This window comes from Flavobacterium davisii, assembly GCF_042182265.1.
Lineage (GTDB): Bacteria > Bacteroidota > Bacteroidia > Flavobacteriales > Flavobacteriaceae > Flavobacterium > Flavobacterium davisii.
Genome location: NZ_CP097869.1, coordinates 1,599,513 through 1,616,819, shown reverse-complemented (window position 1 = coordinate 1,616,819; position 17,307 = coordinate 1,599,513). Strand labels below are relative to the sequence as shown.

The 17,307-nt window shown below is 31.5% G+C and carries 13 protein-coding genes; 3 read left to right on the top strand and 10 right to left on the bottom strand.

Annotated elements, in window-relative coordinates:
- From NAB20_RS06750 to NAB20_RS06705, 10 genes are all read right to left on the bottom strand, one after another.
- Positions 1 to 762 (bottom strand): hypothetical protein, encoded by a 762-nt coding sequence (locus NAB20_RS06750; RefSeq protein ID WP_088390031.1) that lies wholly within the window; start codon positions 760 to 762, stop codon positions 1 to 3.
- Between the two features lie 251 nt (positions 763 to 1,013).
- A complete protein-coding gene (locus NAB20_RS06745) occupies positions 1,014 to 4,112 on the bottom strand; it encodes an efflux RND transporter permease subunit (RefSeq protein WP_375605739.1) in 3,099 nt (1,032 codons plus the stop codon).
- 10 nt (positions 4,113 to 4,122) lie between these two features.
- Positions 4,123 to 5,463 (bottom strand): carbohydrate porin, encoded by a 1,341-nt coding sequence (locus NAB20_RS06740; protein ID WP_375605738.1) that lies wholly within the window; start codon positions 5,461 to 5,463, stop codon positions 4,123 to 4,125.
- Positions 5,463 to 6,554: an efflux RND transporter periplasmic adaptor subunit gene (locus tag NAB20_RS06735; protein WP_088390034.1), complete on the bottom strand. Its 1,092-nt coding sequence runs from the start codon at positions 6,552 to 6,554 to the stop codon at positions 5,463 to 5,465. The genes NAB20_RS06740 and NAB20_RS06735 overlap by 1 nt, the downstream gene beginning before the upstream one ends.
- 5 nt (positions 6,555 to 6,559) lie before the next feature.
- The gene (locus NAB20_RS06730; protein ID WP_105195269.1) at positions 6,560 to 7,816 is read right to left on the bottom strand and encodes a TolC family protein; all 1,257 of its coding nucleotides are present in this window, start codon (positions 7,814 to 7,816) and stop codon (positions 6,560 to 6,562) included.
- Between the two features lie 63 nt (positions 7,817 to 7,879).
- Positions 7,880 to 8,647, bottom strand: coding sequence for a DUF2490 domain-containing protein (locus tag NAB20_RS06725; protein ID WP_105195270.1), 768 nt, complete (start codon positions 8,645 to 8,647; stop codon positions 7,880 to 7,882).
- Positions 8,648 to 8,677: 30 nt separating this feature from the next.
- Positions 8,678 to 10,291 (bottom strand): SulP family inorganic anion transporter, encoded by a 1,614-nt coding sequence (locus NAB20_RS06720; RefSeq protein ID WP_375605737.1) that lies wholly within the window; start codon positions 10,289 to 10,291, stop codon positions 8,678 to 8,680.
- A 19-nt stretch (positions 10,292 to 10,310) separates the two neighbouring features.
- Positions 10,311 to 12,182, bottom strand: a complete 1,872-nt coding sequence (locus NAB20_RS06715) for a proton-conducting transporter membrane subunit (protein WP_105195271.1) — start codon at positions 12,180 to 12,182, stop codon at positions 10,311 to 10,313.
- 14 nt (positions 12,183 to 12,196) lie between these two features.
- Complete coding sequence (locus NAB20_RS06710) at positions 12,197 to 14,686, bottom strand: YbcC family protein (protein ID WP_375605736.1); 2,490 nt, start codon at positions 14,684 to 14,686, stop codon at positions 12,197 to 12,199.
- A gap of 62 nt (positions 14,687 to 14,748) precedes the next feature.
- Positions 14,749 to 15,153: a hypothetical protein gene (locus tag NAB20_RS06705; protein ID WP_088390038.1), complete on the bottom strand. Its 405-nt coding sequence runs from the start codon at positions 15,151 to 15,153 to the stop codon at positions 14,749 to 14,751.
- A 438-nt stretch (positions 15,154 to 15,591) separates the two neighbouring features.
- On the opposite strand from NAB20_RS06705, the gene NAB20_RS06700 reads away from it, so the two are divergent.
- The 3 genes from NAB20_RS06700 (at position 15,592) to NAB20_RS06690 (ending at position 17,273) form a co-directional block, all read left to right on the top strand.
- On the top strand, positions 15,592 to 15,924 hold the full coding sequence (locus NAB20_RS06700; protein ID WP_105195273.1) for a type II toxin-antitoxin system RelE/ParE family toxin: 333 nt from the start codon (positions 15,592 to 15,594) through the stop codon (positions 15,922 to 15,924).
- Between the two features lie 12 nt (positions 15,925 to 15,936).
- Positions 15,937 to 16,263 carry a helix-turn-helix domain-containing protein gene (locus NAB20_RS06695; RefSeq protein WP_375605735.1) on the top strand — a complete coding sequence of 109 codons (327 nt, stop codon included), beginning with the start codon at positions 15,937 to 15,939 and terminating at the stop codon, positions 16,261 to 16,263.
- A 254-nt stretch (positions 16,264 to 16,517) separates the two neighbouring features.
- Entirely contained in the window at positions 16,518 to 17,273 is a 756-nt protein-coding gene (locus tag NAB20_RS06690; protein ID WP_375605734.1) for an abortive infection family protein, read from the top strand.
- Positions 17,274 to 17,307: the final 34 nt, after the last annotated feature.

The window sequence follows — 17,307 nt, the reverse complement described above, 5'->3', positions numbered from 1 at the left end:
TTATTTAGTTTCTTTATTCATTCTTGTATATTCATAAATTAAGAAACTTAAATAATCCCATTTCACTGAGTCTAATGGATAACTCTTCATAAACTCCGCATTATCCCCGAATAAATCATTATACGTTTCTTTAAATTCATCTTTATGTAACCAAATCATTTTTTCTCCTTTTTTGATATAATATGATTTAATTACTCCTCCTCCCATTCTCATACCACCTATAGCTACTGCCTGGGTTTCACTAGCATTAGGATCTCCATAAACTTCTATAGAGCTATTAAAAGTAGGATTTATTAGTTGCATTAAATATTCTTTTTGTTCTTTCTTATTTTTTAAAGAAACTAATTGATTTTTATAAAAAACGGTTTCTTTGTCTATAACTTTTTTATGATCTTTTCTACTCAAACTGCGAATATTTGTGAAATTTTTCATAGCTTTTCGAAACTTTTCTGTACCGCTCGGAGACAAATATAACTCCGAAATTTTTGAAGCATCAAAAGTCTCTACTTTTCCAGTAACACTGTCTTTAACTTCAACTTCCTTTATTTGGCCTTTTTTTCTATTAATATCTTCAAAATAACCAATGATTGAACGACCATCTTTTAAAATGATCGTTGAAGTCTTTTTATTATTAACGGAAACAAAAGTTTCTTCAAAAAGAACAGTTTCCATTTCTTTGATTTTTTCTTTTTCGTATTTGATTGTTTGTCCAATTATAACATTTGTTATAAATAACAAGGACAATCCCATTATTTTTTTCATAATTATTTAAATTCAGGAGGTAAATATACTAATTTAAACCAACTTTAATCATAATATCTTCTTTAAGTTTTTTACACACTTCAAGCATAAAAGCCTTTTCTGCTGTTTTTACTATACGATTTGTTGCAAACAGATATATTTTAAAATGCACTGCCCCAAAAAGTTAAATACTATTTGGGGGCAGTACAAAATTGAAAAGCCTTATTATTATGATTAAAAGAATCCGTTTTAGTTTACATGGGGCATAATAATTATACGATTGTACTTTGTTTAACTCTGTTAAAAATCCAAAATATAACAGGAAAGACGAGTAAGGTAAGTACAGTTGCAGTAATCAAACCTCCAATAATTACAATTGCTAAAGGTTTTTGACTTTCGGATCCTATACCTGTGCTTATAGCTGCGGGCAATAACCCTATAGATGCCATTAAGGCAGTCATAACGACAGGTCTTGTACGCATTTTCACACCTTGTAAAATAGCTTCTTCAATGGTCATTCTCTCTCTTATATTTTGATGAAATTCAGCTATTAATATTACGCCATTTTGAATACAAATTCCAAATAAAGCAATAAAACCGACACCTCCTGAAATTCCAAAATTCATCCCTGTAATATGCAGTGCTAAAATTCCTCCGATAATTGCAAAAGGTACATTTGCTAAGACTAGTAAGGAATCTTTTATATTTCCAAACATGATAAATAACAAAACAAATATTCCTATTAAACTTATAGGTACCATTTGCCCCAGACGAGTTGTAGCTCTTACTTGATTTTCAAATTCTCCTGTCCATCCTATACTATATCCTGTAGGCAGTTTTAACTTTGACACATTTTGTTGTGCTTCGGCAATTGTACTTCCTAGATCACGATCTCTTACTGAAAATTTAACTCCAATAAAACGTTTTGTATTGTCTCTATAGATGAATGCTGGGCCTGTAATTTTTCTAATTGTAGCAAATTCTTTAATTGGGATTTTACTACCATTAATTGTTGGAACAAGTAGATTACTCATATCTTTTTCATCTTTACGGTATTCTTTTAGGTAGCGAACTCGCACATCAAATTTTCTTTCTCCTTCATATTTTTCTGTTGCTGTTTTTCCTCCAAAAGCCATTTCCAATACTGCTTGAGCATCCGAAATTTTCACGCCATAAGCTGCCATTTTATCGCGATCTAAAATCACGCTTACTTCTGGTTGTCCTACATTACGTAAAATACCTACATCTTTTATTCCTTTTACATTCTTAATATTGGTTATTACTTGATTTGCTAGTTTATCTAATTCTTCTAAATTTTCACCATATATTTTAACGGCATTAGAGGCGTTAATTCCTGCTACACTTTCTGCTACGTTATCAATAATTGGTTGTGAATAATTAAATCCTATCCCTTGATATTGTGATAACTTTTTATCCATTTCTCGAACCAAATCATCCATTGAAATTTCTCGCTTCCAATCCTCTTTTGGCTTTAGGTTTACTTGCATTTGTACGTAATAAAATCCACTTGGATCTGTACCATCATTACTACGTCCTACTTGACTTAAAACCCCATTTACTTCAGGGAATTTTTGTAATTCTTTGCGTAATACTGCTGTTTTTTTAACTGTTTCTGTTAGACTTTGACTCATTGGAAATTTAGCTTCTACCCACAATGCTCCTTCATTAAGTTGTGGTAAAAATTCTGTCCCCATAAATTGAGCAGAAAAAAGCACAATTGCTATTAGTGTTCCCGATGTTATTAAGGTAATTCGTTTATGAGCGAAGGTCCAATTAAAACCTTTTTGAACCAAATTATCCCAAAAATTAACAAAAGGATTGTGTTTTTCTTTCACATTTTTATTCAAAAAGATATGACATAATACAGGTACTAGTGTCAGAGTAAAAATTAGAGCTCCTAATAACGCAAAACCTAGTGTATAGGCTAAAGGAGAAAACATTTTCCCTTCCACCTTTTGAAAAGCAAAAATGGGAAGTAAGGCCGTTATAATAATAAGTTTTGAGAAGAAAATAGCTTTTCCTAATGTGGTCCCTGTTTGTTTAATAATTTTTCCTTTGGCAAACTTATTAAATTTGTCCATTCCTTTTTTATGAGCAAGGTGGTCTAGGGTAACAAAAATTCCTTCGACCATAACGACGGCTCCATCAATAATAATTCCGAAATCGACGGCTCCAAGAGAGAGTAAATTAGCACTCATCCCTTTTAATTTCAAACATAAAAACGCAAATAAAAGAGATAATGGAATAATAATTGAAACAGTAAGGGTCGTTCGCCAGTCGGCCATAAAAAGAAATACTATAACGGTTACAAAGATGATTCCTTCAAACATGTTGTGCATGACGGTTTCGGTTGTAAAATTCATTAGATTATCTCTGTCGTAGAATGTTATCATCTTTACATCTTTAGGTAAAATAGACGTATTTAATTCTTCTATTTTAGCTTTTACGCGCTCTAGGACTTCTTTTGGGTTTTCACCTTTACGCATCACGATAATTCCTTCTACCGCATCATCGTTATTATTTAAGCCTACTTGACCTACACGAGGCATGGCACTTTCGTGAACATCAGCAAGATTTTTAACTAAAATAGGATTACCTCCCGCATCGTCTACTATAATATTTTCTATATCTTGAATACTTCCTAATAGCCCTACACCTCGAACCACATAGGCTTGGCTATTTTTTTCAATAACATCTCCTCCTACATTAATATTACTTTCGGTTACGGCTTCATACACTTGCAGAGGGGTTACGCCATATTTGGCTAATCTGTTAGGGTCTACACTTATTTCGTATGTTTTTTCTTGTCCTCCAAAAGCTACTAAATCAGCTACGCCAGGAACGGCTCTTAATTGCCTATCAATTACCCAATTTTGTAGTGTTAATAATTCTTTACTATCGCGATTTTTACTTTGAAGTGTATATCTAAAAATTTCGCCTGTAGGACCATACGGGGGTTGTACATCTGGTGATACTCCTTCGGGTAAAGAAACATTTCGCAGCTGATTATTAACTTGTTGTCTTGCAAAAAAATCGTCTACATCATCTTCAAAAATAATTTTAATTACGGACAAACCAAACATGGTAATACTACGAACGCTTGTTTTCTTTTGTACCGAATTCATGGAAATTTCGATAGGGGTTGTTACAAAACGTTCAATTTCTTCTGCACTACGACCATTCCATTCTGTTACTATAATAATTTGTGTATTAGTAACGTCTGGGAAGGCTTCTATAGGCATATTTTTAAAGGCAACAAAACCTGAAATGACAAGCACTGTTACCCAAAAAAAAGTAAATGACTTATTCTTTAGAGAAAAAGCTATTATATTTTTTATGAATTTGTTCATAATTTATTTTTTAAATTCGACAATGTACTCTAATTGAAAAAACATTTATAGGTCCTTGTCTATCTGCATTATAACCAGGATTTAATATAAATTGATAAGTTCCTGTTAGATACATTTGATTTTTTACTAGCTCTGCTGCATAATAGGTTTCTACAATATGTTCTGGAGTATAATTTAAATAACCATCTCCTAACATAAATCCTTTTCCTCCCGCTTTTAGATAATTTTGATGAGGTTTGGACAATCCGTTAATTAAATAAGCCAGTCCGAATACATCGTTTTTGCGATTCCAACGATTTCCGTTTAAGACTCCTCCTAAACTAAAACTTTTATCAATTTCTGTAAATGCCCAAGTTTCATATTTTCCATCATTCCAACTTAAACGAGCAAAAACACCAAAATCATCGGCTAATTCTTGTTCAGCATTCAAACCAAAACCAAACTTGGTACCGCCATAAGTCCGTACATTTTTTGTATCTGGACTAAAGGCATTTAGTGCAATACTTTTTTGATAATCACCCATATAAGTAGCATTAAAAAAGGTAAGTGCTCTTATAGCTCCAGGCCTCTTATTTAATTTAAATTTATAGGTATATTCTAAATTGTGGGATGATGATTTTGGATAATTCCAATTCATATCATTACCGTTAGCTGCTAAAGGCAATAAGGCTGTACCGTATCGTAATTCATGTTTAGGTGTTACATATTCTAATACAATCGCAGGTGTATAACCCCGTGTGTTGGCGGCATAATCCCAAGCGCCATTAGCCATTAATCCCCAGTTCATAAACTGCGTACGCGCGTCATGGCTATAGCGGTTATCATCAAAAAAGTCGGCAAGACTTACCTTTCCAATTGTAAAGGCTAGATAATTGTTGGGTATATATTCATCTAACTGGTTAAAATCACTGTGATTATGAAAATAATTTTGAATATCTTTTTTGTGTTCACCTCTGTTCAAATCGAATATTTGTTTGAAAAACATTCTCGCTACATAAATTTTTGGTTCGGGATTACCTATTCTAAAGGTTTCGCCATTTGTAGCCCCTCCTAAACCTAAAGCTTCACTAAGCCCAGAACCTCCTGCTATTTCAGGGTTAAGGTAAATACTTGCTCCTTTCCATAATTTTGCACCTAAATAAAGGGTACCTGTCATAGAGGTTTTGCTTTCATTAGTTAGGGTTAAACTATTATCTCCTGAATAAGGGGCATTAAAACCAGCCTTTGTCTGATTAATAACTGTTGTTTGTGCATGAATGGTAAATCCTTTTCTATGATTTATCGTGTCGTTAACTTGTGAAAGACTTTTTAGGGCAGATAGAAATACTGTAATGTAAATTATTTTTTTCATTAGTCGTTTAAAGCATCATAAATTAATAATTGGTTATTGGTAATAACCTTTTCTCCTTCATTTAATCCTCCTGAAATAAAGGTTACATCGCCTACTTGTCTAAATACCTCAACTTGACGTGTTTCAATATTAGAACGGGATTTAAAAATCATCACAAAATTTTTACTTTTATCAAATATAACGGCATTAGAAGGTACTGCTAACATATAATCATTTTCTTTGTAAGACAGGATTATATTGGCACGCATTTCTGGTTTTAATAAAAATTTAGGATTATCTAAAACAATTTGAGCACTCATGGCTTTAGTATCTGGATTAATGATATTAAAAATTTTATCTACTTTTCCATAAAATTTTTTATCTGGATAGCTTAAGGTAGTAACCTCTGCTTTTTCTCCTACTTTTACCAATTCTATATCACTCTCATTAATATTGGCAATGGCCCATACTTTGCTAATTTGTGCTATATCAAATATATTATCTGTTTTATCATCGCGTAACAAGGTATTTTCATTGATGGATTTTTGGGTTATAAATCCTGTTATAGGAGCACGAACTTCAAAAATGGATCCAGCATGTACTTGATAAATTGCGTTGGTTTCTTGTGCTCTTTTTAACTGTGCTAATGCTTTATTGTAAGCACTCTTTGCTTCTAAGACATCTCGTTCTGTATTTAGTTTGCCTTCATACATTTCTTGTGCGGCTTTTAGATTACTTTTTGCCACAACTACTTCATTTTTAGCATCGTCGTAATCTTTTTGAAAACCTGCTACTGAGGTACTTTTGATTGTTGCTAATAGCTGTCCTTTTTGAACGTAATCTCCTAGTTGTACATATACTTTTGTTACGTTTCCTCCTACCACTGGATATACTTCGATATATTTATTATTATCGGCCGTTATTTTTCCAAAAAACTGGATTTCGTTTTTTAATTGTTCTTTTTTTACATCTATTGTTTTTGTAGATGTTAGCATTTTATCTGTAAGAGAAAAAGATTCTTTTACTTCTTCTTTTTTCTCTTCTTTACATGAGCCGAGCGTCATAAAAAAAATACTGGTTATCATTGCAGTAAATACATTGCAAAATTTCATATCTCTTATTGTTTAAAAATTTGGCTATTTGTTATATAATTAATTTCTAGACCTGAAATTACCCATTGTTTTTTAATCTCGTTTTGTTGAATTACGGCTTCATTATAACTTTCTAAAAAGTCCGTAAATTCAAGAAGGTTAATATTTCTTTTTTGAAAATTAGATAAAATACCTTCGTAAACTTTTTCTAAATCTTGTTTCATATCTGAAGTAATCCCTTTGTATTGTTGCATTTGTTGTTGCCATATCAAGTAGGCTACATCTAAACTATTTTCAAGTTCTTGTTTCTTGTATGCTAAGTTGGTCTTACTTTGCTCCAATTGTGCTTTAGCTACCGCTACGTTTCCTTTATTTTGTCTCCAAAGAGGTAAAGGAACCGCAAACGTTAAATTTACTTGATTTTTAAATGCTCCTCCTGCTTGATCATAAGAACCTCCTAAAGTAATATCTGGTGTGTTTAAAGACCTTTGCCATTTTACATATAATTCTTGGCTTTCCATCATTTTTTTTGTCCATAAATAATCAGGATTATTTTCGATTAGTTTTTTCTTCATTTCTTCTTTAGAAAGCAAGGTTGTAGCATAAGTATCTAACAACTCTTTTTCATTTACTACGGGTTCGATTATTTCAGTAATTCCTGTTATTAATGATAACGTTTGTTGATTTGAAATAATATCTTTTGTAATGGAAACCTTCTCATTTTTTAGTCCTAAAACAAGTGTTTGTAAACGTACCACATCTTTTAAGGAAACGTTTCCTTTTTTTGCTTGTTCATTATAAGCTCCTAATAAAGATTCTAATTTTTCAATTTGTTCATTAAGTACTTTTATTTTTTGGCTATCGAAGTAAACACTTGAAAAGTTTTGAGCTAATTGATATTTTAAACTTAACAATACCTGTTCAAATTGTAACTCCGCAAGCTGAGAGTTTGATTTTGCAAAAGCTATTTCATTTTGCTTTTTACCTCCCATATAGATTAATTGCTGAATAGCAAATCCTTTCTGACCTGTTGTACCTGCGTCAAAAAAGATACCTTTTTCTGGGTTATAAAAATTTAATTCACCTGACACTATGGGCTGTTGCCAAACTTTTGCTTGTATAATTTGTGCCTTGGATGCTTCAAGATTATATTGTTGAGCAATTAGCTGTAAATTATTTTTTTTTAAAGCTATTTCGCATTCTTTTAGATTGAGTGCTTTTTGTGAATAAATAGGATTTACAATAAGGCATAAAAAAAAGCCTTTTAATACTTTTTTAAACATTTTTTTTTATTTTTTCAAAATGTAAGTTACTTGATTTATAGCAATAAATAACTTAAATATATCTTATTTATTGTACCAATCAAAATTTGTAAGGTAGGAAATTCTAAGCGTAGGGTTATTTTCTTGAATAGTATTTCCTAAATTCCAATTATTTTGATGGATATAATTTAATTGTATTTGATGGTGTTCATTTAGGTTATAACCAAATCCTGCTATTACTCTATTTTGTTGCACTAACGTTTTTGCTTCTTTTACGCCTATATTTATAAACACCTCATTCCCTATATTTAAAAACATTTTAGACTTACCGTCAGCATCTTTTATTAAAGGATGATTAAGAATGAACATATAACGTAAGCGATTTCTATAATCATAATGATCTATTTCATAATCTCCATCTGTTTTTTTTAAAGGAATTCCTACTAAACGGTATTCATCACGTAAACGATTTGTAAATTTAAAATCACCACTATTTGCTGTATGGGTAACCTGTATCCAGATATGATCTTCTGGAATATTTGTTTTGTTTATAGGATATTCTCCATATACATAGGTATTGTAATGTGAATAACCAATACTTCCCACAAAGCTTTTATTAAACTGATAATCAAGGGATGGTCGAATAAAATATTGTTGTTTTTCATCAAATCCGTTAGCATAGCGCATAGTGGCTTCTAAGGTAAAGGATACTTTTTTGTTTAACTTATTTTTACCCAAATAATGAAACCAAATATCATTATTGTGATTTATTACTTGAGCTTGCGTAGTAGTTTCTATGATTAGGAATAGGAGCATTAATAATACTCCTATTCTTTTAATATTAAATTTCATTATATTTTTAAATTTTAAATTATTTTAAAATTACTTAGCTATTTGTCCTGCTAATCTATGACTAGACAGTGCCTTATGATTTTCTAGTCCTTTAATGATTACCTTACTATTATCATGTGTTTCATAATCATGTTTAAAGTGCTCCAAACTTTCCATAACCGAGTGGTCTACTAATTTTGTGTCTTTTAAATCAATTGTTATGGTAAAACCTGTTGGTATTTCTTCTAATTTCCTTTTAATGCCAAGGAAATTAGTAAAAATAGCTGCTTTACTAATTTTTACATAATAGTTATCTCCTTGAAAAGAAACTTCTGTAGGCGCTTTAAAGAAGGACGACAAAGGCGTTCCGTTAATTATATGTATTATCATTTTTAATAACATACCCACACCTATACCTATCAACAAATCTGTAGCCAGAGTAAATACGATAGTTGTTAAAAAAATTGCTAATTGTTCTTTTCCTATTTCAAAGGTGTGAATAAATTCTTTTGGATGCGCTAATTTATATCCTACACCTATCAACATAGCTGCTAAAGCGGGCTTAGGGATCAAATCACTAAATTTAACTGCCAAAAGTAAAAAAATTAAAATAAAAAATCCATGAAAAAAGTTAGCCCAACGTGTTTTCCCTCCATTATTTACATTGGCAGAAGAACGAGCTACTTCAGAAATCATTGGTAATCCTCCTAATATTCCGGCTATTATATTACCTACGCCAACTGCTATTAAATCTTTATTATAATCTGATTTACGCTTAAAAGGATCCATCATATCAATAGCTTTCACTGTAAGTAAAGCTTCTAAACTTCCTACGAGAGCAAACATTACAACATATTTTATAAAAACTCCTATTTGTGATAAGCCTCCAAAACTAACGTTCACAGCTAAAGTATCTAATAATCCTTTACCAAAATGTACTAAATACTTAGGAGCTCCTTTATCATCTAAAATATTTTGTAAACCTAGTACAAATGAAAGTGGTATTGCTACGACTAATACAACTAAAGCAGCTGGTATTTTTTTTAGTAATGGTTGTTTTATCATTGGCCATCCAAAAACGATTAATAAACTTACTACACCTACCAGCATAGCTGTCATATTAGGATTTGTTATAGTATGTGGGATGGCACTTAATAATTCCAATGGTTCAACCATAGGTTTCCCTTCTTCTGTTAATGGGTTTTGTCCTAACAAAACATGTATTTGTTTACTAATAATTATCAATCCAATAGCAGCTAACATCCCGTGGACTGCTGACAGAGGAAAGAAATCACTCAGTTTACCGAATTTCAAAACACCAAACAAAACTTGTAATACACCTGCTATTACAATTGCCCCTAAAGCGTATTTCCATCCTTGTTCCCCTCCGCCAAATTCTGCTACTGCACCCGCCACAATAACGATCAATCCTGCAGCTGGTCCTTTAATAGTTAATTTAGAGCCTGCTATTAAGGATACAAAAAGACCTCCAACCATAGCGGTCACAAGACCATATATAGGCTGAAAATCAGATGCTTGAGCAATCCCCATACTTAATGGTAATGCTAATAAAAACACTAAAAATCCTGACAAGGCATCAGAAGAAAAGTTTTCTTTTAATCCTGCTAATCCATCAGCTGGAATATTTAATTTATTTTTGCTCATAATGATGTTATTTTTTTTTCTAAGAAGATTTATAAGGTAATTCATGATAGGTTTTAATATGTGGTCCTAAAAACAAGCGCGTATAAATACGAATACTGGCAATTCCAGAAACCACAAAACTACTCGCTATAAAAAAGGCCAATACAACCTGGTTACTTTCTATGTGACTAAATAAAAGGTCTTCACCTATAAAAGTAGTTGTAATAGGAAAGCCTGTTACGCCAAGAGCAGCAACTAAGAAAAACAAAGCAAACTTAGGATGTTCATATACATGTCCTAAATATTGATTTAATGACGTTTCATTTTCTATTTTACTTAATTTAACGAGTGCTATATAGCCGAGTATTCCGGCAATTATTATTCCTGTGAGATATAACGAAACTTCGTAAAAATCTACTTTTTCATTAAATAAAATAGCTAATACTATCCAAAAATGATTAAATATGATTAATACCCAAGCTACGAAAGGGCTTTTCCGTTCAGAAAATGATTTAAAGACGGATATTAAACCTATAAAGGCAAAAAAATCGGGTAGTCTGTTATTTATTTGTTCTGGTAAATTGGTTTGTCTATTTAGTAACAAAATTCCTCCTATATAAATTGGTACAAAAAGAATAAAAGTTCTTTTTAGATTCAAAAAATTCAATAGTTTTCCAATAGATTTGAGAGGTTTCCAAAGAAAAAAGTTTACTATTTTTTCTAAATTAAATTCTTTTACACTTAAAATATAAAGAGCATATTCCAATCGTTTAGGCAAAGAATCTTCAAATGTATGTTCTATTGGTTCATAATGATAAAATTGTTCTCTTATTAAGTAACTTACAACAGAAGGCGATACTAAAAGCTGATAAGTTCTTAAAAAGGCATTACCAGCAAAATGAAGTAGAGCCAAAGTTTCAAAACCAAGTGCTATTTCTAAAAAAATCAATCCTATTTGAGAAATAGAGCTATAAGCAATTTGACTTTTTACAGAGGATTGCACACGTGCCATGAAAGTAGCTAGGAAACTTGTTAATACCCCCATTAAACCAATTGCTATTCGTAACGATGTTTGGTGTTCCCAGAAAGGATGAGTACGTAACATCAGAAATACTCCTAAATGCACTGATAAAGAGCCATAAAAAATAGCACTTGAAGGCGTTGGTCCTTCCATGGCGCGAGGCAACCAAGAAGAAAAAGGGACTTGAGCTGATTTAACAGCTGCCGCACATACTAAACACAATCCTATAAAAACGCCAATAAAGGAATGGGTTTGAAGATGTTCACTTATTAACTCATAATTATGCATTTTCATGAAAGTAATATTTTCATGAAATAAATGATGACTTGCCCACATAGCCAATAATAAACCAACGTCTCCAATACGATAGATAGAAAATACCTTAAACGCATTTTTTACGGGTAAATAACGCTCTCTGTAAAATGCTATTAATAAGAAGGATGAAATACCTATAATTTCCCAACCTATAAATAAGGTTTCAAAATTTCCTGACAATACAGCTAGATTATAACCAAAAAAGAAAAATAAAACGGTCATAAAGAAACGCTTATATCCTTTTTCTCGATGTAGATAATAACGACTATAGATTGTAACCATTGAAATTAATAAAGCTCCTACAAATAGGTAAACGGCTGTTACTTTATCAAAAAAGAAATCAATAAAAAACTCATAATGATTTGTTTTTACTAAACTAACTTCAAAAAGATTAAAGGGTTTTGCTCCTTTTATCACCCAATAAAACAAAAATACAGTCAATGTAAATAATTGAATTATAACGGTACTTAATACGGTCCAAGACAACCATGATTCCTTTTTTTCTGGCAACCAAAAACTAATAAAGAAACCAGCAAAAGGAATTAACACAAATGCTATTAAAATTTCATTCCACATATCCTTACTTCTTATTATTTAATAATACCTACTTTTAAATTATCCATACTGGTTTGTGTATACTGAAGTGTGTTATCAATATTCTCCAGCGTAACCTTTATGGGTTTATACAACTCAAAGTTTCCTTTAACAAATCGGAAAAGTTGCTTGGTTTCTGGATGAAATACGACTAGATTAACCCATTCATTATAAAACCATTCATAAGTGGCCATATTTTTGGTAATGGCATACTTTACTACTTCTGGAAAATGTTCTACTATTACTAGTAATCTAACTGGATCATGTACTTCTATCATTTGATTAGGTAATCCAGGTCGTAAATCGCCATCAATTCCGTTAGCAACACCTATTAATCCCATAACATTATGAGGTAATTTTGATCCTGCTCCCAACTTATGATTATCTACTCTAGAGAAATAATATTCTAAGTTGATTCCTCCTCCTACTGGAGCTACGGCATTTAATATTCCTGCTAAATAATCTCCTTTAGGATCTACCTGATAATCAAAAGAGTTAAGAAAAGAACGCCTATCTAAAAATAACTGTTCGGACACTGTCCTTCTTCCTACTATACACAAGGCATTAGTGGCATGATTTAGTTCTGGTCTTGGTTCAAACAAAGAAACTGATCGAAGTTTTACAGATTCATGTACTTTTTTTAAATTATCTGATTTGGTTATAATTTCGAAGCGACGAGAACGCTCGACAGCATTTTTGTCTAAAGCTATTTCAAAGGTTTTCTTGTTATTGAGGTGAATATTTAAATTAATTTGACTTAATACCTTTTCATCATAAAATTCAATTTCGTCACGAGTTGTATCATGTAATGCTGGTAAAAATTGAGTTGTATCTGGTATATTAATTCCTTTTTTTGATAAAAGAGTTCGCACTTCGGGATGATTAGCTGCAAAACATAATACTTTAGCATTTACAGAACTGGGTCTTCCACTACAAGCACCACAGTCATAACCTGCAAAATGAGTATTATTTACACTGGTAGCACCATGTCCTACTACGTATACTATAGAAGCAAAATCTTTTACTAATCCTATGGATCTGCATAACCCTTCTACACGAGTAGCCATTTCTTCTATTGTAAATCCTACTTGTAGATTTCCTTCTTGTAAACCATTTTCATTTTCAATGACTAATTGTGCCTTTTTATTTAGGTGTTTAAATGAAGCTGATGTTGCGGGTGTAATAGTAGGCTTAAAAATATTTACAAATAATTTAAACGCAGATGTAAAACCTAACGACTGACTTATTAGCCATCCGAATAACAAAGAATGCGTACCTTTATGATAATGAAGATCTGTAGCATGTTTTTTCTTTCTTGGTAATTCTTTTACCAAATATTTTGGTGTTATTGGAGCCGGGCATAGTTTGGTAAAGAATTTTCCTTCTATAGGCTGGTAGAAAAATTCAAAATTAAAAAATGCTGCTGTACCAAAAGTTTGAGCATTGGGATCTTCTTCTTCTATGTATCGTCTAAGAGAACATTCTCTATCATCCATACAAAACATGGCCTGAAAACTAATTTGTTTTTTAGGTTGTGTTTCTGTATTGGTTTGTTGGATTCCTAATAATGCTTGATTATAAAAACTCCATTCAAAAGCTTCTTGCCATATAGACAATACTTCAAAATATTCGGAATATTGCGGAATGGAAAAGATTTCTTCTGGTACTTGTTGTAGATCGTAAGCAATTGGTTTCCATTTTTCTCCAAATTTTTGATCTAAAAGATCAATTTCTAATAACAATTCAAACTTTATAAGTTCTTGTAATGTAATATTTTTCTTGGCTAGTAATGAAGTTGGATTTTGCTCTAATGTTGCTACCATTCCACTCCAACCAGGATGCGAAAACTGTTGATCAAACAAATAGTGTGTATAATAAGCTTCATTACCTACAACGATATGTAGCAATTCTTCTATACTTACATCTTCTTGCAACAATTTTTTTGCTCTTGATGTCTTGAAAAAGCCTGTAATACCGTTTTTATCTAGCTCTTTTATAGAAGTTAAAAAACCTTTGTTATGTACTGGAAAAGACCACACTGAAATTCCTTGATCTAAATAACTACAGAGTACTCTAAATAAAATACCATGTGTTGCCTTGTCTAAATTCATTGCATAACGCTCTTTCCACAAAGAACGGATACGACCTATTCTAGAAGATAAAGATTCATCATATTTTTCATGTAACACTTTGTGCTGCCATAATTCATACGAGTATTCCAGTTTACGGTCATATATTACTTTTTTCAGAATTTCTTTTGGAATTTCACCGTTAGTATATTTAGTTCTGAACTCTGTTAATGGTAGATAGGTCTTATATCCAAATACTACAGATGCTTGATGCAGCGCATCAAAAAAGGATTGTTTTTGAAAAGCATGTAGCGTATTATGGTGCACAAAGTCTTTTAATGGATTTTGTGCAGGTAAATAATGCGATAGCTCGTGAAGCACATCATGCTCCACAAATCGCGAATTTGTTAGATTCATTTTTAGGAAATATTTAATTAATACCCGATTTAGGGATGTAAAAACATCTTAAAGGACATTAATTAAGACAAATGGAATTTCCAATTGCAGTATAAAATATACAGTGGTTTTTTATAGGAAACGCCTAAAGATACAGCGGACTTAGCAACTACTTTCTCAGAAGTAAGTGGCGCAAGTAGGTCTTGAAAATATTGAAATACAGCAAGTAGATGTCCGTCTTCTAAGTCATCTTCATCATCTATATCAAGTTCAGCCAGTTCTTCGTCTTCATCTGCGGTTTGTTGCACAGTTAAAGCCTTCCCTTGCTTTACTTTGGTTTTTTCAATCTTAAAAGTATGAGTAGATAAGGCTTGAGCAAAAGAAATACTCTTGGCACTTAAAGAAAAAAACAATAAAAAAGCTAAAAGCAAAGAGTAGAATCCTTTGCTTCCAGTGGTATTTTTAGTATTTAATTCTTTTCTAGTCATATAGGGAGCAAATTTACAAAAGTCTTTTTAATAATTTATTTTTTGAGAAAATTATATGGGGAATTTAAGTAAACCTAACAGGTCTTTAAGACCTGTTAGGTTTCGAAGCCATTTTTTTACAAGCTATCGATATCATGATTCACACTTTTAAAAAGTTCATAGTCGAGATATAAAACTGAAAAAAGTTTGCGAAAAATCATCAGTCCGTTAGATACATAATATGCTCAGATTTTCTATTTTTGGAAATAGAAACAATTTTAGTTAGCTAAATACGCTTTTGTATTGTTTCAATAAATCAATAAACAAACTTGGGATTGGGACAGGCTTTTTATGCACTCTGTATCAGCTGTCCGTTACTGAAAAATAATGTCGAAATTATAATTAAAGAAGAAATATTTGTTTCTTTTTCAGGAAACTTTTACCTTTGATAAAAAATGAATGGAACCAAAATTTAAAGTTGAATTTTTAGATGAAGCTGTCAAATTTATAGAAAGTCTCGACGAAAAGACAAAAGCGAAAATTCTTTATAATATAAAATTATCGCAGTATAAAAACGACAAAGAGTTATTTAAAAAATTAACTGATACGATATGGGAATTCAGGACTTTGTACAATAAGACATATTACCGATTCTTTGCTTTCTGGGACAAAACTAACAATCAAGAAACTTTAGTTATTTCAACTCACGGAATTGAAAAGAAAACAAGTAAAATACCAAAAAACGAAATTCTGAAAGCTGAAAATTTAAGAACTATTTATTTTGAAAAATAAATCTAGATGAAAATGGAAAACAAAAAAATAAAAACAACAAGTTTAGAGGCTTTAATTGACACTCATATTGGTAAAGTAGGGACTGAAAAAAGAGACCTATTTGAACAAGAATTACAACTTGACATTATAGGCGAAACCATTAAAACTATTCGAAAAGAAAGAAATCTTACACAAGAGGAGCTTGGAAAATTAGTTGGTGTAAAAAAATCTCAAATTTCAAAAATTGAAAATAGTTTAACCGATGCAAGATTTGAAACTATTCTAAAAGTCTTTAAAGCATTAAACGCAAAAGTGAATTTTAAAGTGGAATTAATGAACGAAAATTTAGCAATAAATTAATTCAACTATTTTACCGAACTGCCACGAGCGTTTGATATCCTTACGGAGAAAACCGAAAAAAGTTTACGAAAAATCATCAGTCCGTTAGATACATAATATGCTCAGATTTTCTATTTTTGGAAATAGAAACAATTTTAGTTAGCGAAATACACTTTTGTATTGTTTCAATCAAATCAATAAACAAACTTGGGATTGGGTTCGCCTATTTATGACTTACCTGAAAGAGTTCCGAAACATAACACATAGAAAAAATTATGCTGACAAGACCTGAAATTTATATGATAACAAATTCCTATATTGGAGTAAGCCACGGTTATCTTGGAGACTTTTCATACCGGACACACGAAGAATTTTATCCATATTTTTGTAACATCAATATTTCACCAGCAGCATATGAAGGTACAACAAGACAAAGATTTTTGACAATCCTTGAAAATTCAGATGCACCAACACAAGCCAAAATACTCAAAGGTGTAATTAAAAAATATCCAGTTGACTTTTTCCCAGAAGAAGATAGACAAGCCAAACAGAAAATGGCGAATGAAATCGGAGAATTAATTAGACGACTTGAAAGCAGACAAGCGGTTGCTTCTGAACAATTGACAATAACAAACGAGACAGTTGAAAGAGCAATTCAGGATACAAAAATTTTAATAGAAAAAAATGGGGCAACAAGTGGTGTGGACAGAATTCATACAGCATTACACGGTTATCTTAAAGAAGTTTGTAAACAAGCAGGAATTGCATTGACAGATGATGAAAATTTAACACAAGTATTTAAAAAACTAAAAGCAAATCATCCAAAATTGCAACAAGGTGGACATAGACAAGGCGACATTGACCAAATAATAAGCTCATTTAGTAATACTCTTGACAAACTAAATCCAATTAGAAATAAAGCAAGTTTATCACACCCGAATGAAGAGTTATTAGAGGATGATGAAGCAATGCTTGTTGTAAATTCAGCACAGACAGTTTTGAATTATTTAAACAGAAAATTTAAACAATGATAAATACGCCAGCAGGTAACAACATTTTGACAAA

What these genes read in the sequence shown, in the direction of transcription:
- NAB20_RS06750 (WP_088390031.1), bottom strand. Translation starts at nt 762, where the DNA reads ATGAAAAAAATAATGGGATTGTCCTTGTTATTTATAACAAATGTTATA.
- NAB20_RS06745 (WP_375605739.1), bottom strand. Translation starts at nt 4,112, where the DNA reads ATGAACAAATTCATAAAAAATATAATAGCTTTTTCTCTAAAGAATAAG.
- NAB20_RS06740 (WP_375605738.1), bottom strand. Translation starts at nt 5,463, where the DNA reads ATGAAAAAAATAATTTACATTACAGTATTTCTATCTGCCCTAAAAAGT.
- NAB20_RS06735 (WP_088390034.1), bottom strand. Translation starts at nt 6,554, where the DNA reads ATGAAATTTTGCAATGTATTTACTGCAATGATAACCAGTATTTTTTTT.
- NAB20_RS06730 (WP_105195269.1), bottom strand. Translation starts at nt 7,816, where the DNA reads ATGTTTAAAAAAGTATTAAAAGGCTTTTTTTTATGCCTTATTGTAAAT.
- NAB20_RS06725 (WP_105195270.1), bottom strand. Translation starts at nt 8,647, where the DNA reads ATGAAATTTAATATTAAAAGAATAGGAGTATTATTAATGCTCCTATTC.
- NAB20_RS06720 (WP_375605737.1), bottom strand. Translation starts at nt 10,291, where the DNA reads ATGAGCAAAAATAAATTAAATATTCCAGCTGATGGATTAGCAGGATTA.
- NAB20_RS06715 (WP_105195271.1), bottom strand. Translation starts at nt 12,182, where the DNA reads ATGTGGAATGAAATTTTAATAGCATTTGTGTTAATTCCTTTTGCTGGT.
- NAB20_RS06710 (WP_375605736.1), bottom strand. Translation starts at nt 14,686, where the DNA reads ATGAATCTAACAAATTCGCGATTTGTGGAGCATGATGTGCTTCACGAG.
- NAB20_RS06705 (WP_088390038.1), bottom strand. Translation starts at nt 15,153, where the DNA reads ATGACTAGAAAAGAATTAAATACTAAAAATACCACTGGAAGCAAAGGA.
- NAB20_RS06700 (WP_105195273.1), top strand. Translation starts at nt 15,592, where the DNA reads ATGGAACCAAAATTTAAAGTTGAATTTTTAGATGAAGCTGTCAAATTT.
- NAB20_RS06695 (WP_375605735.1), top strand. Translation starts at nt 15,937, where the DNA reads ATGGAAAACAAAAAAATAAAAACAACAAGTTTAGAGGCTTTAATTGAC.
- NAB20_RS06690 (WP_375605734.1), top strand. Translation starts at nt 16,518, where the DNA reads ATGCTGACAAGACCTGAAATTTATATGATAACAAATTCCTATATTGGA.